The organism is Amycolatopsis sp. NPDC051716 (genome assembly GCF_040681595.1).
In the GTDB taxonomy this organism is placed as follows: Bacteria; Actinomycetota; Actinomycetes; order Mycobacteriales; family Pseudonocardiaceae; genus Amycolatopsis.
Window position 1 is genome coordinate 413,021 of record NZ_JBFAZA010000002.1, and the last position, 22,797, is coordinate 435,817.

Annotated in this window: 22 protein-coding genes; 17 read left to right on the top strand and 5 right to left on the bottom strand. The window is 71.4% G+C overall.

Annotation, left to right across the window (positions count from 1 at the left end; all coding sequences use genetic code 11):
- The first annotated feature begins 49 nt into the window (after positions 1–49).
- The 7 genes from AB0M30_RS04185 (at position 50) to folK (ending at position 6,613) form a co-directional block, all read left to right on the top strand.
- A complete protein-coding gene (locus AB0M30_RS04185; RefSeq protein WP_364579539.1) occupies positions 50–835 on the top strand; it encodes an ESX secretion-associated protein EspG in 786 nt (261 codons plus the stop codon).
- 96 nt (positions 836–931) lie between these two features.
- Entirely contained in the window at positions 932–1,753 is an 822-nt protein-coding gene (locus tag AB0M30_RS04190; RefSeq protein ID WP_364579542.1) for an ESX secretion-associated protein EspG, read from the top strand.
- A 201-nt stretch (positions 1,754–1,954) separates the two neighbouring features.
- A complete protein-coding gene (gene ftsH, locus AB0M30_RS04195) occupies positions 1,955–4,354 on the top strand; it encodes an ATP-dependent zinc metalloprotease FtsH (RefSeq protein ID WP_364579545.1) in 2,400 nt (799 codons plus the stop codon).
- The gene (folE, locus tag AB0M30_RS04200; protein WP_364579547.1) at positions 4,332–4,940 is read left to right on the top strand and encodes a GTP cyclohydrolase I FolE; all 609 of its coding nucleotides are present in this window, start codon (positions 4,332–4,334) and stop codon (positions 4,938–4,940) included. Before ftsH ends, folE begins: the two co-directional genes overlap by 23 nt.
- A 35-nt stretch (positions 4,941–4,975) precedes the next feature.
- Positions 4,976–5,773, top strand: a complete 798-nt coding sequence (gene folP, locus AB0M30_RS04205) for a dihydropteroate synthase (RefSeq protein ID WP_360164607.1) — start codon at positions 4,976–4,978, stop codon at positions 5,771–5,773.
- Positions 5,766–6,125, top strand: a complete 360-nt coding sequence (gene folB / locus AB0M30_RS04210) for a dihydroneopterin aldolase (protein ID WP_360164361.1) — start codon at positions 5,766–5,768, stop codon at positions 6,123–6,125. The genes folP and folB overlap by 8 nt, the downstream gene beginning before the upstream one ends.
- Entirely contained in the window at positions 6,122–6,613 is a 492-nt protein-coding gene (folK, locus tag AB0M30_RS04215; RefSeq protein ID WP_364579550.1) for a 2-amino-4-hydroxy-6-hydroxymethyldihydropteridine diphosphokinase, read from the top strand. The genes folB and folK overlap by 4 nt, the downstream gene beginning before the upstream one ends.
- Positions 6,614–7,076: 463 nt before the next feature.
- On the opposite strand, the gene AB0M30_RS04220 is transcribed toward folK, so the two are convergent.
- The gene (locus AB0M30_RS04220; protein ID WP_364579552.1) at positions 7,077–8,012 is read right to left on the bottom strand and encodes a MerR family transcriptional regulator; all 936 of its coding nucleotides are present in this window, start codon (positions 8,010–8,012) and stop codon (positions 7,077–7,079) included.
- A gap of 96 nt (positions 8,013–8,108) precedes the next feature.
- Here AB0M30_RS04220 and AB0M30_RS04225 point away from each other — a divergent pair, with 96 nt between their 5' ends.
- From AB0M30_RS04225 to AB0M30_RS04255, 7 genes are all read left to right on the top strand, one after another.
- Positions 8,109–8,570, top strand: a complete 462-nt coding sequence (locus AB0M30_RS04225; protein ID WP_103334992.1) for a DUF3180 domain-containing protein — start codon at positions 8,109–8,111, stop codon at positions 8,568–8,570.
- A gap of 69 nt (positions 8,571–8,639) precedes the next feature.
- A complete protein-coding gene (locus AB0M30_RS04230; RefSeq protein WP_364579555.1) occupies positions 8,640–11,096 on the top strand; it encodes a DUF6779 domain-containing protein in 2,457 nt (818 codons plus the stop codon).
- Between the two features lie 671 nt (positions 11,097–11,767).
- Positions 11,768–12,871, top strand: a complete 1,104-nt coding sequence (locus AB0M30_RS04235) for a PrsW family intramembrane metalloprotease (RefSeq protein ID WP_103334995.1) — start codon at positions 11,768–11,770, stop codon at positions 12,869–12,871.
- Positions 12,872–13,014: 143 nt separating this feature from the next.
- A complete protein-coding gene (locus AB0M30_RS04240; RefSeq protein WP_364579558.1) occupies positions 13,015–13,920 on the top strand; it encodes a DUF2520 domain-containing protein in 906 nt (301 codons plus the stop codon).
- Positions 13,917–14,822, top strand: a complete 906-nt coding sequence (gene panC / locus AB0M30_RS04245; RefSeq protein ID WP_364579561.1) for a pantoate--beta-alanine ligase — start codon at positions 13,917–13,919, stop codon at positions 14,820–14,822. The genes AB0M30_RS04240 and panC overlap by 4 nt, the downstream gene beginning before the upstream one ends.
- A 9-nt stretch (positions 14,823–14,831) precedes the next feature.
- Positions 14,832–15,329, top strand: a complete 498-nt coding sequence (panD, locus tag AB0M30_RS04250; protein ID WP_364579564.1) for an aspartate 1-decarboxylase — start codon at positions 14,832–14,834, stop codon at positions 15,327–15,329.
- A 5-nt stretch (positions 15,330–15,334) separates the two neighbouring features.
- The gene (locus tag AB0M30_RS04255) at positions 15,335–16,111 is read left to right on the top strand and encodes a type III pantothenate kinase (protein WP_103335002.1); all 777 of its coding nucleotides are present in this window, start codon (positions 15,335–15,337) and stop codon (positions 16,109–16,111) included.
- 51 nt (positions 16,112–16,162) lie between these two features.
- On the opposite strand, the gene AB0M30_RS04260 is transcribed toward AB0M30_RS04255, so the two are convergent.
- Both AB0M30_RS04260 and AB0M30_RS04265 read right to left on the bottom strand, forming a co-directional pair.
- Entirely contained in the window at positions 16,163–16,564 is a 402-nt protein-coding gene (locus AB0M30_RS04260) for a DUF6640 family protein (RefSeq protein WP_364579567.1), read from the bottom strand.
- A gap of 49 nt (positions 16,565–16,613) precedes the next feature.
- The gene (locus tag AB0M30_RS04265; protein WP_364579570.1) at positions 16,614–17,366 is read right to left on the bottom strand and encodes a class I SAM-dependent methyltransferase; all 753 of its coding nucleotides are present in this window, start codon (positions 17,364–17,366) and stop codon (positions 16,614–16,616) included.
- 77 nt (positions 17,367–17,443) lie between these two features.
- On the opposite strand from AB0M30_RS04265, the gene lysS reads away from it, so the two are divergent.
- Positions 17,444–18,955, top strand: a complete 1,512-nt coding sequence (gene lysS, locus AB0M30_RS04270) for a lysine--tRNA ligase (RefSeq protein ID WP_364579573.1) — start codon at positions 17,444–17,446, stop codon at positions 18,953–18,955.
- A 145-nt stretch (positions 18,956–19,100) separates the two neighbouring features.
- The gene (locus AB0M30_RS04275; protein WP_013230453.1) at positions 19,101–19,451 is read left to right on the top strand and encodes an Lsr2 family protein; all 351 of its coding nucleotides are present in this window, start codon (positions 19,101–19,103) and stop codon (positions 19,449–19,451) included.
- A 130-nt stretch (positions 19,452–19,581) separates the two neighbouring features.
- Here AB0M30_RS04275 and AB0M30_RS04280 read toward each other — a convergent pair whose 3' ends face one another.
- The gene (locus AB0M30_RS04280) at positions 19,582–20,439 is read right to left on the bottom strand and encodes a helix-turn-helix domain-containing protein (protein WP_364579640.1); all 858 of its coding nucleotides are present in this window, start codon (positions 20,437–20,439) and stop codon (positions 19,582–19,584) included.
- A gap of 34 nt (positions 20,440–20,473) precedes the next feature.
- Between AB0M30_RS04280 and AB0M30_RS04285 the strand changes: the two genes are divergently transcribed.
- Positions 20,474–21,055: a TIGR03086 family metal-binding protein gene (locus tag AB0M30_RS04285; protein ID WP_364579574.1), complete on the top strand. Its 582-nt coding sequence runs from the start codon at positions 20,474–20,476 to the stop codon at positions 21,053–21,055.
- 472 nt (positions 21,056–21,527) lie between these two features.
- Here AB0M30_RS04285 and AB0M30_RS04290 read toward each other — a convergent pair whose 3' ends face one another.
- Entirely contained in the window at positions 21,528–22,352 is an 825-nt protein-coding gene (locus tag AB0M30_RS04290) for a (2Fe-2S)-binding protein (protein ID WP_364579575.1), read from the bottom strand.
- Between the last annotated feature and the right edge of the window lie 445 nt (positions 22,353–22,797).

Consider the following 22,797-nt stretch of genomic DNA (forward strand, 5'->3'; position numbering starts at 1 on the left):
CGGGCACGCTCACGGCGTGCCCGGCCCGGTTTCTCCTGGGGGTGGCTCGATGCCGAACGCTGAGCTGCTCACCCCGGTCGAGGTCGACTTCCTGTGGGAGTCGGCCGGGCTGGGCGAGCTGCCGTACCCGCTGAACATCCGTTCGCACGGCGCGACCGTCGACGAGCGGGCGATGCTGCGCCGACGGACGTTGGAGGGGCTCACCGCGCGCGGTCTCGCCGATGGCCGCGGCCGGCCCGAGCCGCACATCGAGGACTACTTCGGCGTGCTGGCCGCCCCCGAGCTGAGCCTGGACGCCGTCCAGCTGATCGCCCCGGACGCCGAGGCGCTGCTCGCCGTCGCCGGCGTGCTGGGCGGCCAGGGCCTGCTGGCCGTGCAGGACACCCGCGGCCTGCACCTGCAGCCGTGCCCGGCCGACGGGCTCGCGAGCGCGATCGTCTCGCTGCTGCCCGGTGGCCCGCGCGGGACCGAAAAGTCGATCACGGTGCCCATGGAGCAGCTGGTCGGCGCACAGGGTGTCGACTTCCTGCAGCGCCGCGGCACCGGCGACGAGCGCACGTCGGCCGACGAGGACCGCAAGGCGCTGGCCCGGCTGCACGCCCAGCCGCGGCTGCGCGGCGGCCAGATCGGCGCCAACGCCCGCACCCGGATGGGCGCGCGCACCCGGACACCGGTCCTGAGCTGGTTCGACACCGAGACCGGCCGCTACTTCACCCAGGCCACCCGCGGCCGTGACGGCCGCGACTGGATCACGATCGCCCCGGCCGACGCCGCCACGCTGCGTCACCGCCTCGGCGAGATGCTCGCCGGAGCCGCGACGACCAGCGCGGTCTGAACCCGGGTCCTCCGGGCCGCCCGGTTCGCCACCGGAGCGATCCGGTTTTGTCGGTGCCGCGGGCTACGCTGGGCAAGAGTCCGATCCGGGAGAGTGATGATGCAAGAGTTCTTCTCGCCGCTGGCGTTCGACTTCCTCTGGGAGTCGGCGCGGGTCGGGGAGCTGCCGTACCCGCTGGTCGTCCGGTCGCACGGCGCGACCGAGAACGAGCGCGTGTCGCTGCGTCACCGCGTCGACGTCGAACTCAAGGCGCGTGGCATCCGCGAACCGCGCGGCACGTTCGCGCCGCCGATCGAGGATGCCCTGCACCTGCTGGCCTTCGCCCCGCTGACCATCGACGCGCTGCACATCCCGCAGTTCGAAGCCCCGACGGTCGGCGTCCTCGCGGCGGCCGACGAGACCAAGGGCGTGCTCGCGATCCAGGACGCCGACGGCATCTGGCTGCGGGACGTCCCACCGGACGCGCTCGTCTCCGCCGTCGTCGGAGTGCTGCCCGCCGGCCCGCGCGGCAGCGAGGCGTCGGTCACACTTCCGCTGGACGACGCCCTCCGCACCGCACCGATCCGGGTGCCGGCGTCGCTGCCGGCGGGTGAGGAAGAAGACAGGCGCCGGGGCAAGGCGCGCCGGACACCGCTGAGCGAGCGCCTCACGGCCGATCCGCGTGAGGCGTACGGCCGCATCGCCGGGCAGCCCCGGCTGCGCGGCGGTCAGCTGGCGGCGAACAGCCGTTCGCAGGTCGGGGCCAAGCAACGGTCCCGCGTGCTGGCCTGGTTCGACACCGCGACCGGGCGCTACCTGAGCCTCTCCCGCGCAGGTACGGACGGGCGTGAGTGGGTCACCGTGGCCCCCGCGGACCCGGCCACGCTGCGCACCCGGCTGGCCGAGATGGTGAGCAGTGTGTCGGACGGCACGCGATAGCGTGACCGGCGCGGACGCGGGCCGGGAACCCTGGCGCGGTATCGCCCGTTGACCTGCGAGAGGCTCACAGGGGATGAACGCGGCAGCGGACGGTACCCTGATGAGCAGGTGTTCAGGCACCGCGGGTTGTCAAGATCGTGATGGCGGGTATCACAGGAGCCGCCCAACCAGGGAGGGTCGAGGCCACCAGGGCCGAGTCGTATGAACCGGAAGAGCGTGCTCAGGAACCCACTGCTGTGGATCGTCGCGGGGTTGCTGGCGTTGTTCGCGTACAACACGATCTTCGACAGTGATCGTGGGTACACCCAGGCACCCATCTCGGTGGCGAACTCCCAGATCACCTCGAACAACGTCAAGGAAGTCAGCCTCGAGGACAAGGAACAGCAGCTCAAGCTGCTGCTGGCCAAGCCCATCGACGTCGACGGCCAGCAGGTCACCCAGATCATTTCGCAGTACCCGGCGGACGCCACCCGCCCGATCTACGACTCGTTGATCAAGGCGGAGTCCGGCGGCCAGCCGATCAAGTTCACCACCAAGGTCACCCAGCAGGGCGTGCTGACGCAGATCCTCATCTTCGCCATCCCGCTCGCCCTCGTCCTGGGCCTGCTGATGTGGATGATGAACAACGCGCAGGGCGGCGGCAACCGCGTCCTCAACTTCGGCAAGTCCAAGGCCAAGCAGCTGAACAAGGACATGCCCAAGACGACCTTCGGGGACGTCGCGGGCGCCGACGAGGCCGTCGAAGAGCTGTACGAGATCAAGGACTTCCTGCAGAACCCGGCGCGATATCAGGCGCTCGGCGCGAAGATCCCGAAGGGCGTGCTGCTGTACGGGCCGCCGGGTACCGGCAAGACGCTGCTCGCGCGAGCCGTCGCCGGCGAGGCGGGCGTGCCGTTCTACACGATCTCCGGCTCGGACTTCGTCGAGATGTTCGTCGGTGTCGGTGCCTCGCGCGTCCGTGACCTGTTCGAACAGGCCAAGCAGAACGCGCCGTGCATCATCTTCGTCGACGAGATCGACGCGGTCGGCCGCCAGCGCGGCGCCGGCCTCGGCGGCGGGCACGACGAGCGCGAGCAGACGCTGAACCAGCTGCTCGTCGAGATGGACGGCTTCGACGCCCGCGGCGGCATCATCCTGATCGCGGCCACGAACCGGCCCGACATCCTCGACCCGGCGCTGCTGCGCCCCGGCCGGTTCGACCGGCAGATCCCGGTGTCCGCGCCCGACCTGCGCGGCCGCAAGGCGATCCTCGAGGTGCACGCCAAGGGCAAGCCGATCGCCCAGGGCACCGACCTGACCAGCCTGGCCAAGCGGACCGTCGGCATGTCCGGCGCCGACCTGGCGAACGTGCTGAACGAGGCCGCGCTGCTCACCGCCCGCAAGAACGGGCACGTGATCGGCGACGTCGAGCTTGAGGAGTCCGTCGACCGCGTCGTCGGCGGCCCCGCCCGCAAGAGCCGGATCATCTCCGAGAAGGAGAAGAAGATCACGGCCTACCACGAGGGCGGGCACGCGCTCGCCGCGTGGGCGATGCCGGACATCGAGCCGGTCTACAAGCTGACCATCCTGCCGCGCGGCCGCACGGGCGGGCACGCGCTGCTCGTCCCCGAGGACGACAAGGACCTGATGACCCGCTCCGAGATGATCGGGCGGCTGGTCTTCGCGATGGGTGGCCGCACGGCGGAGGAGCTCGTCTTCCACGAGCCCACCACCGGCGCGTCGTCGGACATCGAGCAGGCGACGAAGATCGCCCGCGCGATGGTCACCGAGTACGGCATGAGCGCCCGGCTCGGCGCGGTCAAGTACGGCCAGGAACAGGGCGACCCGTTCCTCGGCCGCTCGGCCGGCCGGCAGGCGGACTACTCGCTCGAGGTGGCGCACGAGATCGACGAGGAGGTGCGCAAGCTCATCGAGACGGCGCACACCGAGGCGTGGCACGTGCTCAACACCTACCGCGACGTGCTCGACGAGCTGGTCATCGAGCTCCTCGAGAAGGAGACGCTGACTCGCAAGGACCTGGAGCGGATCTTCGCGACGGTCGAGAAGCGCCCGCACATCACCGTGTTCAACGAGTTCGGTGAGCGGACGCCGTCGGACAAGCCGCCGATCAAGACCCCGGGCGAGCTGGCGATGGAGCGCGGCGAGCCGTGGCCGCCGCCGGAGAAGGAGAAGCCGGTCCTGAAGCCGGAGCCGACCCCGGTCGGCACCGCCCAGGGCGCGGGTGACCTGCCGGGCGGTCCGCCGTACCCGTCGCCGGTCGACCCGAACGCGAACCCGTACGCCCCGCCGCAGCCGGGCGCCTACCCGAACGGCGGCCGTCCCTACGGCGGCCCGAACGGTGGCCCCAACGGCACGGCCCACTGGCCGCAGAGCTACGGCGGCCAGCAGCCGGGTGGTCCGGCCGGCCAGAGCGGCCCGCCGAACTACGGTGCTCCTCCGGGCTGGACGCCCGCGACTTCGCCGGGTGGTCAGCCGGGTCAGTCGTGGCGGCCCGGTGGTGAAGAACGCCCTCGTGAGCACGGCTGGTTCGCCGACCAAGCCGGCAACCAGCAGAGCGAGGGGGAGCGTCGTGACGTGGATGGACCAGAAAAGCCCCAGTGACGTCGCCGACCGCCCGGTCTTCGACCATGACCGGGCGGAGAAGGCGATCCGCGAGCTCCTCTTGGCGTGCGGCGAAGACCCGGAGCGGGACGGTCTCAAGGACACCCCCGCCCGGGTCGCCCGTGCGTACAAAGAGATGTTCGCGGGGCTCTACACCGAGCCCGACTCGGTGCTGGACCGCACGTTCGACGAGTCCCACGAAGAGCTGGTGCTGATCACGGACATCCCGATGTTCAGCCAATGTGAACACCACCTGGTGCCCTTCCACGGCGTCGCGCACGTCGGGTACATCCCGAACGCCGCCGGGAAGGTCACCGGGCTGTCCAAGCTCGCCCGGCTCGTCGACCTCTACGCCAAGCGCCCGCAGGTCCAGGAGCGCCTGACCTCGCAGGTCGCCGACGCCATCGTCCGCAAGCTCGAACCCCGCGGCGTCATCGTGGTGATCGAGGCCGAGCACCTGTGCATGGCGATGCGCGGCATCCGCAAGCCCGGCGCCCGCACGACCACCTCCGCCGTGCGGGGGCAGTTGAAGAACTCGCCCTCGTCGAGGGCGGAGGCGCTCGACCTCATCAGGGCGCGCCGGTGAGCGCAGGGCTTCCCGCGCCCGGCCGGTGCGTCGTGATGGGCGTGCTGAACGTGACGCCCGATTCCTTTTCGGACGGTGGCCGCTACCTCGGGCTCGACCAGGCGCTGGAGCACGCCCGCGAGATGTGGGCGCGGGGCGCCGACCTGATCGACGTCGGCGGCGAGTCGACCCGGCCGGGGGCGTCGCGTGTGGACGCCGCGACGGAACTGCGGCGCGTGCTGCCGGTGATCAAGACGCTCGCCGCCGAAGGGGTCGCGCTGTCGGTCGACACCACGCGGGCCGCTGTCGCCGCCGCGGCGCTCGAAGCCGGCGCGCACGTCGTCAACGACGTCTCCGGTGGGCTGGCCGATCCCGACATGGCGCGCGTCGCCGCCGAGGCCGGTGTGCCGTGGGTGCTGATGCACTGGCGCGGGCACAGCAAGGACATGCAGGCGCTCGCCGAGTACCGGGACGTCGTGGCGGACGTGCGGGCCGAGCTGCTGTCCAGAGTGGACGCGGCGCTCGCGGCCGGCGTGGCGGAGAGCGCCATCGTGCTGGATCCCGGGCTCGGGTTCGCGAAGAACGCCGAGCACGACTGGGCGTTGCTGCGCGGGCTCGACTCGCTGCGTTCGCTCGGTTTCCCGGTGCTCGTCGGTGCCTCGCGCAAGAGGTTCCTCGGCCGTCTGCTGTCCGAAAAGGACGGCACACCGCGCCCGCCGGACGGCCGGGAGGACGCCACCGCGGCGATCTCGGCGCTCGCCGCCGCGGCCGGTGCGTGGGGCGTGCGCGTGCACGAGGTGGGGGCTTCGCTGGACGCGGTCGCGGTGGCGGCCGCTTGGAGGACGGATGGCTGACCGGATCACGCTGACCGGGCTGCGCGTGTTCGGGCGGCACGGCGTGTTCGAGCACGAGAAGCGGGACGGCCAGGAGTTCGTCGTCGACATCACGGTGTGGCTGGACCTCGGGCCGGCCGCCGCGTCGGACGACCTGACCAAGACCCTGCACTACGGTGAGCTGGCCGAGCTGGCGGCCGGGATCGTCGCGGGCGAGCCGTACGACCTCATCGAGAGCGTCGCGGGCCGGATCGCCGACGAGGTGCTGCGCGACGAGCGCCTGAACGCGGTCGAGGTGACGGTGCACAAGCCGTCGGCGCCGATCCCGCTGACGTTCGACGACGTGGCGGTCACGGTCCGGCGCGACCGGTGAGCCGCGCGGTGCTGTCGCTGGGTTCGAACCTCGGCGACCGCCTCGGGTTCCTCCAGTCGGCCCTCGACGCCGTCCGGCCGGCGCTGGTCGCGGTGTCGAGCGTGTACGAAACCCGGGCGTGGGGCGTCGAGGACCAGCCGGACTTCCTCAACGCGGTGTGCGTGGTCGACGACCCGGCGCGCGACCACTGGGCGTGGCTGCGCACGGGGCAGGCCGCCGAGCAGGCGGCGGGCCGGGTGCGCGAGCTGCGCTGGGGCCCCCGGACGCTGGACGTCGACGTGGTCACCGTGGACGGCGTGACGTCGGAGGAGCCGGAGCTGCTGCTGCCGCACCCGGGAACGCCGGACCGCGCGAGCGTGCTGGTGCCGTGGGTGGAGATCGCCCCCGACGCGATCCTGCCGGGCCACGGCCCGATCGCGGAGCTGCTGAAGGCCCGCCCGGCGGACGAAGTGGCGACTGTCCGCCGGACGGACCTGGTCCTGCGCTGACCCTGGACGGTCCAGGGCTCGAGCGTGCGGCCTTGTGGACGCGGACCTGGTCTTGCGCTGCCGTTGTACCTAGCCCGGGGCCTTGAGCGTGCGGCCTTGTGGCACGGACCTGGCCCCGCGCTGACGCCGGACCAGGCCCCGGGGCTCGAGCGCGGCCCTGTGGACACGGACCCGGTCCCGCGTCAACGCAGGACCAGGCTCGATCGCGCGGCCGTGGACATGGCCCTGGTCCTGCGATGACGCGCGGCGAGGCGGGGATACCTCGGACGCGCGGCCCTGTGGACAACCCACGGCCCCTGTGGACAACCCGGCTGCGCGGGCCCGGAATTGTCGGCCCTCGCGAGTAACGTTGAAACCGGGGGTCCCCCGAGCGGCCGGGGCTGGAAAGGCGACTTATCGGTGAACCGGAGGTGGCCGTTACCGATCACCGCCGGTTCGTCGCCGAGCTGTCGCCTTCGTGCGGTCAGCCGCGCAGGGCGTCGATCATGAAGCGGACCGCGGGCTGGGTCGTCGGGACCGGGGGCCAGCCGTTGATCGTCGCCAGGAGCTGCCAGTAGCGCTCGGCCCGTGGGTCGCCGCTCGTGGCGAACCGGTCGGCGAGCTCCGCGCGGAACTCCGGGGCCGCCGCGTCCTGGTCCGGGCGGGCGGAGGCCGCCGCCAGGTCTGCCGCAAGCGTTTGCCCCGTCTCCGACGTGGGCGATTCGCCCGCCGCGATCGCCGCTTCCGCGCGGGAGACCCAGATCGGCCAGTTCTGCTGCCAGGCCCCGGCCGGCTGCTGGAACTCGCCGTCCTCGATCTGCTTCGCCTGGGTTTCGCTCATCTTGCGGATCAAGGCCCGGAACTCCGGGTCCTGGACCAGCTCGGCGAACTCGATCCAGGCCTCGAGCTGCTCGGGCGTCGGGTCGTCGGGCAGCTCCGGCTTCCCGGCGCGCATCCGGCGGTAGAACTCCTCGTCGATGTCGAGCCCGGCGACCATTTCGTCCCAGAACTCGTCGACCAGCCGCTTGCGCTCTTCGTCGGACATCGACGCGAGACGGTTCATCAGGTTCACTTCCTCCAGTTCGGAATTGCGCTTGGCCACCGCGCGCAGCACCGCCCGGCGCAGCCGCAGCCGCCGGATCTGCTCGTCGAGCGCCTCGACGTGCCGGACCGCCAGCTCCCCGATGGTCGCCGACTGGGTCAGGGCGGCGGAGACGTCGGCGAGGCCGAGACCCAGCTCCCGCAGCGTGCGGACCAGCTCCAGGCGGGCCATCGCCGCCGCGTCGTAGAGGCGGTAGCCGGCGTCCGTCCGCTCGGTCGGCGGCAGGAGGCCTTCGTCCGAGTAGAAGCGGATGGTCTTGACCGGCAGGCCGGTCCGCCGGGACAGCTCGCCGATGGTGAAGGTCGCGGTGGTGCCCACAAGACGCATGATGAACTCTCCAGTCGGCGGAGAGTCAACCGTACTTCGGGTCCGGTTCCGCGGCCGCGGAACATTACTGCGCGGTACCGTTGAGGTATGCACTTCACCCGGCCCCGTGACCTGGTGGTCGCCGGGCTGCTCGGCCTGGGCCTCGGCTACCTGCTCTTCCAGACGGCCTACGGCTCGCTGCCGCAGCTGCCGCTGCTCGCCGGCGTCACCTTCGCCGTGCTGGCCGTGCTCGAGGCCGTGCTCGCCTTCTCGGTCCGGTCGCGCATCAAGAACGGCCGGGTCGTCAGCGCGATCGGGGTAGCCCGATCGGTGGCCCTCGCCAAGGCTTCGTCACTCGCCGGAGCGTTCATGGCCGGCGCCTGGCTCGCGGCGCTCGCTTATGTTTTACCCAGACGTGACGAACTCGTCGCCGCGGTGCTCGACACGCGCGCCGCGGTGGTCGGCGTCGTCTCCGCCGCGGCCCTGGTAGCTGCGGCTTTGTGGCTCGAACACTGCTGCCGGACCCCGCAGGACCACGATCGTGAGCGCACCCGCGGGACGACCGGTTAGCGCTGGAATCCCACCGCTCGCTGGACCGAGTAGGTCTCGTTCGGATTACGAGCAGGTACGGTGTCAGTCATGACCGGCGTGGGTGACGACTCGCGCGGCCGCCTACTGGGCAGGCCGTGGCTCGTTGTCGGCTTTGTCCTCGCCATCGGAGCCACCCTCGCACTGGTGCTCAGCGACGATCTCCGCTACCTCAGGCTCGGGATCGTCGCGGCCCTCTGGGCCGCCCTGATCGGCGCTTTTCTCGCCGTGAAGTACCGCAAGAGCGCGGCACAGAGCGAGGACGCGGTCGCCGAGGCGCAGGCTGTGTACGAACTGGAGCTGGAACGCGAGATCGCGGCCCGGCGCGAGTACGAACTGGAGATGGAAGCGGAGAACCGCACCGCGGCCGACTCCAAGGGCCGCGAGGAGCTGGAGGCGCTGCGCGCGGAAGTGTCCGCGCTGCGCGACAGCCTCCAGTCGTTGTTCGGCGGCGAGGTGCTGCTCGAACGCGTCGCGCTGACCGCGCAGGCGACCCGGATGCGCAAGGTGTCCGACGAGAACCGCCTGATTCCCGACAACGCGCCGAAGAAGAAGCCCGCCCAGCTGATGGCCGGGAAGAAGCCGGTGGTCGAGGGCGGCGAGCGGCCGACCGAGCTGATCGACCGCGTCCTCGACGAGCGCCGCCGCAAGGCGTCGAACGGCAAGCCCGCCAACGGCAAGGGCCTCGGCAAGGGCAAGGGCTTCGGCGGCAAGCCGGTTCCGAAGGCACCGGCGAACGTCTCCGTGCAGAGCACCCAGCAGATGGCCCGGCCGAAGCCGCTGAGCGAGCGCCGTCCGCCGGTGCCGCCGGTCGACCCGGCGCTGAACGCCGCACAGCGCGAGCTGAAGGCCGCCGAGCTGCGGGCCGAGGCGGCGCGCCGCCAGGCCGAGTCGCAGCCGATGCGGCTGCCGAATCAGGACGAAATCGCGAAGCAGCCCGAGCGCCGGCCGGAGGCCGCCGCCGAGCCCACGCGCCGGGACGTGCCGCGGCCCGACCCCAAGACCGAGATCCGGCGTCCTCAGGAGCCGAAGACCGAGATCCGCCGACCGCAGGAGCCGAAGACGGAAATCCGCCGCCCCGAGCCGCCGCCCGCACGCCGGGCCGAGATGTCGCGTTCGGACATCCGCCCTGTCGAGATGTCGCGGCCCGATATCCCGCGCGTCGAGATGTCCCGCCCGGACATCCCGCGCGTCGAGGCGCCGCGGCCGGACATGCCGCGGCCCGAGGCGCCGCGGCCGAACGTCCCGCGGGGCGAAGCGTCGCGGTCGGACATTCCGCGGGTGGAGATGCAGCGGCCGAACGTCTCGAGGGCCGAAGCGTCGCGATCGGACATTCCGCGGGTCGAGATGTCGCGTCCGGACATTCCGCGCGTCGACATGTCGCGGGCGGATATCTCGCGGGTCGAAATGTCCAGGCCGGACATTCCGCGCGTGGAGATGTCGCGGCCCGATATCCCGCGTGTCGAGATGTCGCGTCCGGATATTCCGCGAGTGGAGATGCCGCGGCCGAACGTCCCGCGGGGCGAAGCGTCGCGAACGGACATTCCGCGGGTCGAGAGGTCGCGGACGGACCTTCCGCGCGTCGGCGGGCAGCCGAACGGCGCCCGGCCCGACCCCCGCAAGGCGCCCGAGCCGCCGCGGCCGGCGCCGGGCCGTCCGGCGGCCAACGTGCCTCCGGTGAAGCCGTCCGAGATGTCGCGTTCGGACATCCGGCCGGTCAAGGACCTCAGCGCGGCCTTCCAGAACCGCGACGACTTCGCCGAGCGCCAGCGGCCGAACCGGCCGAAGCCGCCCGAGCAGAAGCCGCCGATGCCGCGGGACGCCGCGGCGTCCCGCACCGACATCCCGCCGGTCGTCCCGCCGACCACGCCGGTGCCGAGCAACAGCCCGTCGCCGCGGCAGCCGTCGCGCACGGACCTGCCCCCGGTGGTGCCGCCGACCACGCCGGTCCCGGCGGCCGACGGCCGCCGCCCGTCGCGGCTGGAGCAGTTCTCGCGGGCCGACATGTCGCCGATCCTGGAGGAGCCGCCGTCCCGCCACGGTGGTGCGCACGGTGGTTCGCACCGCGCGCCGGCGGAGGCCGCCAAGGCCGAGGCCCCGATGGTGAACCCGACGTTGCCGGAGTCGGTCCGCAACTTCCAGGGCCGTTCCGGTGGCCGCCGGCGCAAGCCGGAGGACTCGCAGCAGCTGCCGGCCGTGCCCCAGGCACCGGAGCCCCCGGGCGGAGGCCGCCGCCGTCGCCCGGACGGCGAGCCCCCGGCGTGGGAAGGCATGGTCGCGGAGCGGGCCTCGATGTCCCGCCGCGGGATGGCCCCGGTCGACCCGGCGGACGTCGAGCAGCAGCAGAACGGCAACGGCCACAACGGAGCCCGCAACGGCCACCGAGCGGCCCCGGAACCCGCCCCGGGCAGCGGATCGCACGCAGCGGGCCGTTCGGTGAGCGAATTGCTGGCGGCGAACGGCGGCACCGGCTCGACGCCCCGCCGCCGCCGACGCGCGGAGGACTGAGCCAGCCGGTCGCGGATCGGGCTGTGGTTGGCACTCGGCGGGCCGCTCGATCGGCCGGCTGCCAGCGACCAGACGCGGCGCGCATGCCCCGCCGCGCCCATCGACCAACTCTGCGCGGACGCGGGCCAACGCCCGCTGCCTGCGTGCGGAGGGCCGAGCCCGGCCGGTCGCGGATCGGGCCGTGGTTGGCACTCGGCGACCCGCTCGATCGGTGAGCTGGGCTGCCAGCGGCCCAAGGCGGCGCGCGCCATGCCCCGCCGCGCGACCGCCGACCAACCCCAGCTCGGCTGCGGCGGACGCGGGCCATCGCCCGTCGCCTGTGTGCGGAGGGCCGAGCCCGGCCGGTCGCTGATCGGGCCGTGGTCGGCACTTGGCGGCCCGCTCGATCGCTGAGCTGAGCTGCCAGCGGCCGGAGGCGGCGCGTGCCGGCGGGCGGAGGACTGAGGCCCGTGCCCCCAAGGCAACCGCCCAGGCTCGCGCGTGCGCGCAGAGATGGCACCGGAGGCCACACTGAGGCGCGTCCCAGCGGCGCACAGCAGGCTGACCGGCGCGCCGTGTGTGCCAGGTGGCGTTTCTCTTCCGTTTCGGCCTGCGTAGGGTGACCCGCTGTGAGCGGAACCCTCTCGCCCGCGACGGGACTTGATCGCGGACGGCGGCCTCGCCGGGTCACCGTGCTGCTGCCGGTGCTCGGGCTGATCGTGGTGGCCCTGTGCGGCCTGTTCCTGTTCGGGCTCGCCACCGCGCGGGTCGGGCCCCTCGCCGTCACCATCGGGGTGCTCGCCGCGCTCGTGCCCGTGGCCGGGGTCGTCGCCGGGTTCCTGTGGGTCGACCGGTGGGAGCCCGAGCCTGCCAAGTTCCTCCTGCTCGCCTTCGCCTGGGGCGCCTGCATCGCGACCATCACCGCGCTGCTCATCAACACCACCGCCGAGGCCGTCGGGGACGAGCTGCTCGGCCAGGGCAGCGGGAACACCGTCGCCGCGCTCGTCTCGGCCCCCGTGGTCGAGGAGGCCGCCAAAGCCCTCTTCGTCGTGCTCATCCTCTGGCGGCGGTCCAGCGAGTTCGACGGCGTCGTGGACGGGGTCGTCTACGCCGGGTTCAGCGCCGCCGGGTTCGCCTTCACCGAGAACATCTACTACTTCGGGCGCGCCTTCGCCGACTACGGCTTCGGGGACGGGCACAGCCAGGGCGTCATCACGGCGTTCTTCCTGCGGGGCGTGCTCGCTCCGTTCACCCACCCGCTGTTCGCCGTGCTCACCGGCATCGGGCTCGGGATCGCCGCGCGGACGACGACCAAGGCCCTCAAGATCATCGCGCCGATCGCCGGGTACCTCGCCGCCGTCTGCCTGCACGCGCTGTGGAACAGTGCCGCGCTGCTCGGCGGGTCGAAGTTCCTCACCGTCTACTTCCTGATCATGCTGCCGCTCTTCTTCGGCGTCGTCTACCTGGTCATCCTCCAGCGGAAACGGGAGCAGCGGATCATCGCCGCCGCCCTGCCGCACATGGCCGCGGCGCGGTGGATCGCCCCCTCCGAGGTCGAGCTGCTGGCCAGCCTGCCCGGCCGCCGGGCCTGGCGCCGCCAGGCGAAACGGCAGTCCGGCAAGCAGGCCGCGAAAGCCGTCGCCGTCTACCAGGCGAGCGTGACGGAGCTGGCGTTCCTCGACCGGCACCAGCTCACCAGCGACACCGACCGGCAGCGCCAGCAGGAGCTGCTGCGCACCCTGAAGGCCGCCCGCGCGGAGGCGACGCGCCTCGCCGACGAGGCCGCCCACGGGTGAACCGGTCCGGGTGAAGCTGGTCACCCGGGCTCAACGACGCCCGCTCGCCCGAGTTAGTCTCGCGCCGTCGTCCGGTACCCGGAGCGGGACTGGAACGAGAGCAGAGGGAGTCTGCCAACCATGAGCGTCCACAGGCGCACGCCATGATGAGGCCCGCCCGCCTCGCGGTCGGCGTCGTTTCCGCCGGCCGGGTGGGCAGCGTGCTCGGCGCCGCGCTGGCCCGGGCGGGCCACACGGTGGTCGCCGCGTCCGGCCTGTCCGCTTCGTCGCTGGCCCGCGCGGAACGCCTCCTCCCCGACGTGCCACTCCTGCCGCCCGACGAAACCGTCCGCCGGGCGGACCTCGTGCTGCTCGCCCTTCCCGACGACGCGCTCGCCGGGATGATCCGCGGGCTCGTCGCCACCGAATCGCTCCGGGCTGGGCAGATCGTCGTGCACACCTCCGGGGCGCACGGCATCGACGTCCTGGCCCCCGCGGCCGAGGCCGGGGCCCTGCCGCTCGCCCTGCACCCGGTGATGACGTTCACCGGCCGCGAGGAGGACCTCGAACGGCTGGCGGCGTGCAGCATCGGCGTCACGGCGGCCGAGGACGACGAAGCCGGGTGGCACGTCGGCGAAGCGCTGGCCGTCGAGATGGGCGCCGAGCCGGTGCGGATCCCCGACTCCGCGCGAGCGCTCTACCACGCTGCGTTGGCCCACGGCGCGAACCACCTGATGGCGCTGGTCGCCGACTGCGCGGACCTGTTGCGCCAAGCCGGAATCGGGCAATCCGAACGCCTGGTCGCGCCACTGCTCTCGGCGGCATTGGATAATGTGCTGCGACACGGCGATCGGGCCCTCACCGGCCCGGTCGCGCGTGGCGACCTCGGCACCGTCCGCAAGCACCTCGAGGTGCTGGCGGACCGGGCGCCGGAGGTGGCGCCGGCCTACCGCGCGCTGGCCAAGCGCACGGTGGCGCGTTCGACGGCTGCCGGGCTGCTGGACACCGCGGCCGCCAAAGACCTCACCGAACTCCTCGACGATCCCGCCGAAGGGCACCAAGACCAGTGACCACACCGAAATTCAGCCGCGGCACCCTGAACGCGTTCGCGTCGCCCGAGCAGGTGAGCCAGGTCAGCCGGGCGCTGCACGGCGTCGGCCGCAAGCTGGCGCTCGTGCCGACCATGGGCGCGCTGCACGCCGGGCACCGCGAGCTGATCCGCCGCGCGAAGCGGCTGCCCAACAACGTCGTGGCCACCTCGATCTTCGTCAACCCGCTGCAGTTCGGCGCGGGCGAGGACTTCGAGGCGTACCCGCGGCCGCTGGAGGCCGACCTCGACATCCTGCGCGAGGACGGCGTCGAAATCGCGTTCACCCCGAGCGCGGACGCGCTCTACGCCGAGGGTGCCGTGGTGACCGTGCACCCGGGCCCGCTCGGCGACGAACTCGAAGGTGCCGTCCGGCCCGGTCACTTCGCCGGGGTGCTCACCGTCGTGGCGAAGCTGTTCAACCTGCTCCGTCCGGACTACGCCCTGTTCGGCGAAAAGGACTACCAGCAACTGGTCCTGATCAAGCGGATGGTGCGGGACCTGAACATCGACACGCACGTGATCGGCGTGCCGACCGTGCGGGAGCGGGACGGGCTCGCGTTGTCGTCGCGCAACGTTTACCTGACGCCCGAGCAGCGCGAAGACGCCATCGTCCTGTCGGCCGCCCTCACCGCGGGGGCGTTCGTCGGCCGGGACGGTGCGGACGCGGTCCTCGAGACCGCGTGGAAGACCCTCGCCGCGCGGCCCGCGGTCGAGGTGGATTACCTGGAGTTGAGGGGAACCGACCTCGGGCCCGCGCCCGTCGATGGTGAAGCACGGCTGTTGATCGCGGCCCGGGTGGGGAGTACCCGGCTGATCGACAACGTTCCGGTGTTGCTCGGCAAGGCCGTCGAGCACCCGGAGCGGCTGGACGCAGGGGAATAGGAGTCCACTATGTACCGCACGATGCTCAAGTCGAAGATCCACCGGGTGACCGTGACGCAGGCCGACCTGCACTACGTCGGTTCGGTGACGGTCGACGAGGACCTGATGGAGGCCGCGGACCTGCTGCCGGGGGAACAGGTGTCCATTGTGGACGTCACCAACGGGGCGCGGCTGGAGACCTACGTCATCAAGGGGGAACGCGGCAGCGGGGTGCTCGGCATCAACGGCGCCGCGGCCCACCTGGTGCACCCGGGTGACCTGGTCATCCTCATCTCGTACGGCCAGATGGAGGACGCCGAGGCGGCGACGTACCAGCCGCGCGTGGTGTTCGTCGACGCCGACAACCGGATCGTCCACCGGCACACCGACCCCGGCCACGCGCCGGAGGGATCCGGGCTGCTGTCCGGCACGGTGACGCTGCCGCCGGACGAGGAGGCGGCGATCTTCCCGGTCGCCGAGACCGCGGACGCCCGTCGCCTCGACGCGTTGCTGCACGCGGAAAGCTGACCCGCTTGCTGCTCACCGTCGACGTCGGCAACACGAACATCGTCCTGGGATTGTGGTCCGGCCAGGAGCTCGTGGGCGACTGGCGCATGCGCACGGACGCGCGCATCACGGCCGACGAGCTGGCGTTGACGGTCCGCGGGCTGCTCGGCCCGCACGCGGACGCGGTGTCCGGGATCAGTGCGCTGTCGACGGTGCCGGCCGTGCTGCGCGAGCTGCGGGTGATGCTCGGCCGGTACTACGCCCGGGTCCCGAAGATCGTGGTCGAGCCGGGCGTGCGCACCGGCGTGGCGCTGCTGGTGGACAACCCGAAGGAGGTGGGCGCGGACCGGCTGGTGAACACGCTGGCCGCGCACCACCTCCACAGCACGGCGTGCGTGGTGGTCGACTTCGGCACGTCGACGAACGTGGACGCCATCTCGGCCCGCGGCGAGTTCCTGGGCGGCGCGTTCGCGCCCGGGATCGAGATTTCGGTGGACGCGCTGGCGTTGCGCGCGGCGGCGCTGCGGAAGGTCGAACTGGTGCCGCCGCGGTCGGTGATCGGCAAGAACACGGTGGAGTGCCTGCAGTCCGGGATCCTGTACGGCTTCGCGGGCCAGGTGGACGGGCTGGTGCGCCGGATCGTCCGCGAGCTTTCCCCGGGCGGCGCGGAACCGGTGGCGGTCCTGGCCACGGGCGGCCTGGCGCCGCTGGTGCTGGGCGAGTCGGAGACGATCACCGACCACGTCCCGGAGCTGACGCTGCTCGGCCTGCGGCTGGCGTACGAGCGCAACATCCGGCCCTGACCTGGCCCCGAGGCGGCGTTCGACGCCACCTCGGGGTGCATCAGAAAGCTTTCAGCCGCGAGCCAGGCGGCGGCGCTCCAGCACGTACCCCAGCGCCGTCAACGCCAGCGCCGGGACGGCGATCTTCGCCTGCGGGAACCGATCGGCCCCCGGCGGATCCACCGCGCGGGAGCCCGGGTAGGCCAGCGCCGAAATCTGCGTCACCCAGTACAGCGACGCCAGCACGGCCCCCGCGTCGAGACCCGCCCGGTTCGGCCGCCGCCAGAGCTGCCACAAGCTCGTCGTCCCCAGCGCGAGCCCCAGGCTCATCGTCTGGCCGTTGTGGAACTTCGCGTGCGGTGGCCAGTCCGGGTTGAACACGTGCGTCTCGTTCCAGTCGGCCTTGTACGGGCCCACCGCGGTCACCAGCGAGGTCAGCGAGATCAAGGCTCGCCCCCATGATTTCCTGCGCATTCCGGCAGTATCAAACCTCCACTTGGATCGAGGTCAAGGACGAAGTGCGTCAGCGCCGTCGTGCGCGCAGGACCGTGGTGACCAGCGGCAGGTCGAACTCGCCGTGCGCCGTGGCCGGGTTCTCCGCCAGGAATCGCCGGAGCCGGTCCAGCAGGGCCGCCGACTCCTCCGGGGCCGACACGATCACCTTCGAATAGGTCGCGATCGTTTCCAGCAGGGTCTCCGCGGTGCGCCGTTGCGTGTGGCGAAACCGGTCGCTTTCGAATGATTCGAAGGCCGGGTGCGTCACCTCACGCATATCTTCGATGCTCGTCGGGCGGCGGGCGCCGTCGCGGCCCAGCGCGGTGAACTCGGCGATCCACGGCACCGATTCGTCTTCGTAGTTCCACATCGGCACGCACACCCCGCCCGGGCGCAGCACCCGGCCGATCTCCGTCATCGCCACCGGCACGTCGAACCAATGGAAGGCCTGGCCGACGAAAACCGCGTCGACGGTGTCGTCGGGCAGGGGGATCCCTTCCGCCTGCCCCGCCAGTGACGTCACCGACGGCACGGCCCGCTCGAGTTCCGCGCGCATTTCCGGGTCGGGCTCGACCGCGGTGACGTCGAGCCCGAGCGCGCTGAGGCCGAGGGTGAGCTTGCCGGTTCCGGCGCCGAGATCGAGGACCCGGCGCGGTGTTCCGCTCGCGCCGGAAAGCCCCCACTCGATCGCCTCCCGCGGGTAATCGGGCCGGTGCTGGGCGTACTCGGCGGCCCGGCTGCCGAACGAAGATGCGCGCTGACCGTGTGTGGGATCACTCACGACATCCAGGCTAATGGAGAGAAAGGTAAAGGTAATCCGGTTGGCGTAGCGGCCGGCCGGGTTCGTACCCTATGGCCATGACCGAAAAGCCTCCTCCCACCAGCGAGCCCGCCGAAGACGAACTGCCCGAGCAGATGCGGGTGCGCCGGGAGAAGCGCGACCGGATCCTCGCGGAGGGTATCGATCCCTACCCGGTCGAGGTACCCCGCACGCACTCGCTCGCCGAAGTGCGGGCGGCGCATTCCGGCCTTCCCGCCGACACCGCCACGGGCGAGCAGGTCGGCGTCACCGGCCGGGTGATGTTCCTGCGCAATACGGGCAAGCTGTGCTTCGCGAGCCTCCGCGAGGGCGACGGCACCGAGCTGCAGGCGATGATCAGCCTGGCGAAGGTCGGCGAGGACGCGCTGGCGGCCTGGAAGTCCGACGTCGACCTCGGCGACCACGTGTTCGTGCAGGGTGAGGTCATCACGTCCAAGCGCGGCGAGCTTTCGGTGATGGCCGACGCCTGGCGCATCACCTCGAAGGCGCTGCGGCCGCTGCCCAACGCCTTCAAGGACCTGGCGGAGGAAACGCGGATCCGCCAGCGCTACGTCGACCTCATCATGCGCCCGCGCGCGCGGGACGTCGTGCGCACGCGGGCCGGCGTGGTCCGGTCGCTGCGGGAGTCGTTCCACCGCCGCGGGTTCACCGAGGTCGAGACGCCGATGCTGCAGACGCTGCACGGCGGCGCCGCGGCCCGCCCCTTCGTCACGCATTCCAACGCGTTCGACATGGAGCTGTTCCTGCGGATCGCCCCGGAGCTCTACCTCAAGCGCTGCGTCGTCGGCGGCATCGAGAAGGTCTTCGAGATCAACCGCAACTTCCGGAACGAGGGCAGCGACTCGTCGCATTCGCCGGAGTTCGCGATGCTCGAGTACTACGAGGCGTACGCCACCTACGACACCAATGCGGTGATGACGCGGGAGCTGATCCAGGAGGCCGCGCAGACGGTGCTGGACACCCAGGTCATCACCCTGCCCGACGGTTCGGAGTACGACCTCTCCGGCGAATGGACCACGCTCGGAATGTACGAGTCGTTGTCCGATTCCCTCGGCGAAGAGGTGACGCCGGAGACGCCCGCCGCCAAACTGCTCGGATTCGCGCAGGCCAGGGGCCTGGAAGTGGATCCGAAGCTCGGGCACGGGAAGCTCGTCGAGGAACTGTGGGAACACCTCGTCGGAGATCACCTGCACGCACCGACGTTTGTCCGTGATTTTCCGCTGGAGACGTCGCCATTGACGCGGCAGCACCGCTCCCGGGCAGGGGTGGCCGAGAAGTGGGACCTCTACGTGCGCGGATTCGAACTCGCCACCGGATACTCCGAGCTGGTCGATCCGGTCGTCGAACGGGAACGCCTCACCGAACAGTCGCTGCTGGCCGCGCAGGGCGATAGCGAAGCCATGCGGCTCGACGAGGATTTCCTGCGGGCCCTGGAGTACGGAATGCCCCCGAGCGGTGGCGTCGGAATGGGGATCGACCGCCTCCTCATGGCGCTGACCGGTCTCGGTATCCGGGAGACGATCCTCTTCCCGCTGGTGCGGCCTGAATAACCCGGCCGTGTGAGGATAGCGGCCGGTTATGGCAATGAGATTTGCGTTGCACTGCAGAAGCGGGTACTAATGTTCTAGACAAAGTCTTCTGTCCCGGGGCTTGCCCCGTACCAGATCATTGAGTAAGCCCCGCAGGAGGAATCGGATGGCACAGAAGGTGCTCGTCTCGCTGGTCGACGACCTCGACGGCAGTGAGGCGGAAGAGACCGTCGAGTTCGGTTTGGACGGAGTCAGCTACCAGATCGATCTCTCCTCGGAAAACGCGGAGGAGCTCCGGGACGCGCTCGCTCAGTATGTCGAGCACGCGCGTCGTGCGGGCGGCCGCAAGCGCGCCACGGTTCGTCCGGTCGCGGGTAAGGGTTCGGCTCGTCCGGCCGCTGTCGACCGTGAGCAGAACCAGGCCATCCGGTCGTGGGCGCGCAAGAACGGTTACGCGGTTTCCGACCGCGGCCGCATCCCCTCCGAGGTTGTCGAGGCTTACCACAAGAAGAACTGAAGATTGTTCACACCGCCTCCGCTCGGGTCGGCCGCGGGTCGCTGACCAGCAGTTATCCTCCGCTGCGGAAGCGGTGTCGACGCGGGGTTTTCAGTGTGGCCGCCGGGCGAATTCCGCCCGGCGGCTTTCTTCATGTCCGATGGCTGTCCGGTTCCCGTTCGGGGCCGCGGGCGGTTCGGGCGTACTCGGCAGGCGACTGGCCGGTCACCGTCCGGAAATCGCGGATGAAGTGCGACTGGTCGCTATAGCCCAGTCGAACCGCCAGACCGGCGTAATCGAGTTGTCCTTCGGTGACGATCCGCTGCGCTGCGTCATTGAGCCGGTAAATCCGGATCGCCCACTTGGGCGGGAGGCCGACGTGTTCGGCGAACACGCGCTGGATGGACCGGGTGGTTAGTCCAGTATCCGCGCACAGTTGCGCCACCCGGGTAATTCCCGGATCCCGCGCGATTTGTTCCACCGCCTCCGCGGCCGCGCGGGCGGCCGGGGACAGCCGCACGGGATTTGCGATCAGCAAGTTGTCGATCGCGCCGACCATTTGCGCATCCTCGCCGGCGGTCTGCACCGATTCGGCGGCCGCCGAGGCCGCCGGTCCGAAAACATCGGTGAGCGGGACGGCCCGGTCGGCGATGTCACGCACGGGCCCGCCGAGGAACGCGCGGAAGGTGCCCGGCCGGAATCGCACGCCCAGGCCCTGGACGCGGCCGGTCAAGCGGTGGGAAAAGACGTCGCGGGCCGGGCCGTGGACGCCGGAGGCGCCCGGGAAGAACGTGACGTGGACCGAGAGGTTCGGCAGCACCCGCTGCTCGTACGGCGGTTTGCCGCGCCGGTCCCAGCGCAGGATCCAGTGGTATTCGACGAATTCGGCGAGTTCCGGGGCCGGCGAGTGCCTGGTCAGCGTGAACATCGTGCGCGCGGTGGCTTCGGCCACGATGCCGCGCGGGATCCGGTGCGTCACGGGTTCACGGTAGCTGTCGCGTTCGTTCAAGACGCGCTGCTCGCCGGGAGTTTGGATCACCGCCATGACTGCCGAGTTGCTGCGTCCCGCCGCGGCCGAATTCCTCCGGATCGCGTGTGCGGTCCCCGACCTGACCGCGCCGACGCCGTGCGCGGGCTACGACGTCCGGGGGCTGCTCAACCACCTCCTGTACTGGGGCCCGTGGCTGATCGCCGCGGGACGGCGCGAGGGCCCGCCCGCGATGGGGTCCGGCGAAGCGGAGGCGGCCCTGGTGGCGGACGGCTGGCGCGCGGACCTGGAGAAGCAGACGGAGACGCTGGTGGAGGTGTTCGGGACCCCGGCGGCGTGGACGGGCACGACTTCACTGGGCTCGGCGCCCATGCCGGCGGCGGTGGTGGGCGCGATGGTCCTGGGCGAGTTCGTACTGCACGGCTGGGACCTGGCCCGGGCGAGCGGGCAGCAGCTGCAGTGCGCGCCGGAAGCGGCCACGGCGGTGTACGAGTCCGCGGTGGCGATGGGCGACCAGGCGCGGTCGATGGGGGTCTATGGGCCGGCGGTGGCGGTGGCTGCTGAAGCCTCGCCGTTGGAGCGGGCGCTGGGAGCTGCTGGGCGGGATCCGGGGTGGAGTTGTCCACAAGTGGGTTGAGCTGTGGACAGGTGGGATTCGGGGGCCGCTATCGGCGGGTTTCGTCGGCTGGGGTCGATAGACTGGCCTAGGGGCCGCCCCCCAGGGATCGGGCGGGGCTGTGTGCCGGGCGGGGCTGTGTGCCGGGCGGGGCTGTGTGCCGGGCGGCGGCGCACTCGGACGACGATGACAGCAAGCACTAAAGCAGCGACTCTCCGGGCCCAGGTGGCCGGCTCGTGCGCGGCATGAGGGCGGCAGGCGCCATCGAGCTGCTGGCAGCGGCCTTTCCCAGCTGATCGTCGAGACCGGCTGGCTCAGTTCGGTCGCGGTCATCCGCAGCGAGATCCCGGCCCGGCGGGACCCGGGCGGCGATCCGGGCGTGGCAACTCCTGAAGCTCAAGTGACGCGACCACCCCTGGAAACCGCCCAGGGGTGGTCCCAAGGGGCCGGGCCGGGCTGTGTGCCGGGCGGGGGCCGTTTGCGGCCCGCCTGGCTACCGAGAACAGGTGCGCGGGCAGCCGTCGCACTCGGACGACGATGGCAGCAAGTACGAAAAGCAGCAGCTCTCGCGCCGCCGCGTCCACTCGCGGTGGCCCTCCGGCCCCTCCCTCAAGCGCAACGTCGACGCCGACGTCAGTGGCGCGTACCGGGCGTCGAGCACCAGTGCCGCGTCCGCCACGCCCGCTCCCTCGGCCTCCGGGGTCCCGCCCTGGCGGCCCGCCCACCACAGCGAGTTCTCCAGCGCGTCCGTCGCCGCCGCCCAGAGCGTTCTGCGGCCCAATCGGCTGAGCGGTGCGTACGCCCGGACGAACTGGGCCGCGTGAGCCAGGTAACGGGCCCGGAGGACCGCCGCCAGTGCGCGCTCGTCGCGGACCACCGTCGCCTCGGGGCGGGCCGAGCCCGGGTCGGTCGGGAGGCAGTGGAACGCGTCACCCAGCACCGCCATGCCGTCCGGGTGTGGACGGTCGTCGGCCAGGCGGAACGCCAGCTCCGCCGGCTTCAGCGACGGCACCCGGCGCTCGTGGTGCCACAACAACCCCGCGACGTACGCCGGGACGTGCAGGTACCACGTCAGGACCCAGCTGGCCGTGGTCGGCGACGGCGCCGAGGAGTGCTCGCGCAGCAACCAGTCGCCCAGCAGGCCGCGCCACTCGTCGAAGTACGCCGGCGTCTCCAGCAGCTCCGAACAGCGGATCCAGCCGGCCGGGACGTCGCGGCGCAGCTCGGTACGTTCCTGCAGGCCGGAGACCCGCCGCAACGACGACGCGAGGCCGTCGCCGACCTCGCGTGCGTCACGGAAGGACCGCTGCTGGCTCAACCGCGGCCCTCCTCGTGGCGCCGTAGTGGATTAGGCGTGCCTAACCTTACAGGCTTTCGGAAGCTCCGCCAATCGGGTGGGGCACTCCCAGCTTGCGGACTGTTCGCGGTGAGCGGACAGAGCGCGGATGGCGGAATCCCGGTGGCCGTTCGCACGTTGGGCTTGACGTAAAGGTGCAGGGCAACCTGATGATGGAAGCACCCGGCGGACCCCACGTCCGGGTGCGGGAAAGACCGCGAACAGCCGTAGTGGTAAGCCAGTGCGACCGCTTGGCTACTAGAGTGGTCTCACGGTGCTGAATCCATCGCGGTGAAAGCACGATGGAAACGGGCCGCCGGCGCAGCAGTCGAGGGAGTGCACATGTTTGAGAGGTTCACCGACCGCGCGAGGCGGGTGGTCGTCCTGGCTCAAGAAGAGGCCAGGATGCTCAACCACAACTACATCG

What these genes read in the sequence shown, in the direction of transcription:
- AB0M30_RS04185 (WP_364579539.1), top strand. Translation starts at nt 50, where the DNA reads ATGCCGAACGCTGAGCTGCTCACCCCGGTCGAGGTCGACTTCCTGTGG.
- AB0M30_RS04190 (WP_364579542.1), top strand. Translation starts at nt 932, where the DNA reads ATGATGCAAGAGTTCTTCTCGCCGCTGGCGTTCGACTTCCTCTGGGAG.
- ftsH (WP_364579545.1), top strand. Translation starts at nt 1,955, where the DNA reads ATGAACCGGAAGAGCGTGCTCAGGAACCCACTGCTGTGGATCGTCGCG.
- folE (WP_364579547.1), top strand. Translation starts at nt 4,332, where the DNA reads ATGGACCAGAAAAGCCCCAGTGACGTCGCCGACCGCCCGGTCTTCGAC.
- folP (WP_360164607.1), top strand. Translation starts at nt 4,976, where the DNA reads ATGGGCGTGCTGAACGTGACGCCCGATTCCTTTTCGGACGGTGGCCGC.
- folB (WP_360164361.1), top strand. Translation starts at nt 5,766, where the DNA reads ATGGCTGACCGGATCACGCTGACCGGGCTGCGCGTGTTCGGGCGGCAC.
- AB0M30_RS04225 (WP_103334992.1), top strand. Translation starts at nt 8,109, where the DNA reads ATGCACTTCACCCGGCCCCGTGACCTGGTGGTCGCCGGGCTGCTCGGC.
- AB0M30_RS04230 (WP_364579555.1), top strand. Translation starts at nt 8,640, where the DNA reads ATGACCGGCGTGGGTGACGACTCGCGCGGCCGCCTACTGGGCAGGCCG.
- AB0M30_RS04240 (WP_364579558.1), top strand. Translation starts at nt 13,015, where the DNA reads ATGATGAGGCCCGCCCGCCTCGCGGTCGGCGTCGTTTCCGCCGGCCGG.
- panD (WP_364579564.1), top strand. Translation starts at nt 14,832, where the DNA reads ATGTACCGCACGATGCTCAAGTCGAAGATCCACCGGGTGACCGTGACG.
- AB0M30_RS04260 (WP_364579567.1), bottom strand. Translation starts at nt 16,564, where the DNA reads ATGCGCAGGAAATCATGGGGGCGAGCCTTGATCTCGCTGACCTCGCTG.
- lysS (WP_364579573.1), top strand. Translation starts at nt 17,444, where the DNA reads ATGACCGAAAAGCCTCCTCCCACCAGCGAGCCCGCCGAAGACGAACTG.
- AB0M30_RS04275 (WP_013230453.1), top strand. Translation starts at nt 19,101, where the DNA reads ATGGCACAGAAGGTGCTCGTCTCGCTGGTCGACGACCTCGACGGCAGT.
- AB0M30_RS04285 (WP_364579574.1), top strand. Translation starts at nt 20,474, where the DNA reads ATGACTGCCGAGTTGCTGCGTCCCGCCGCGGCCGAATTCCTCCGGATC.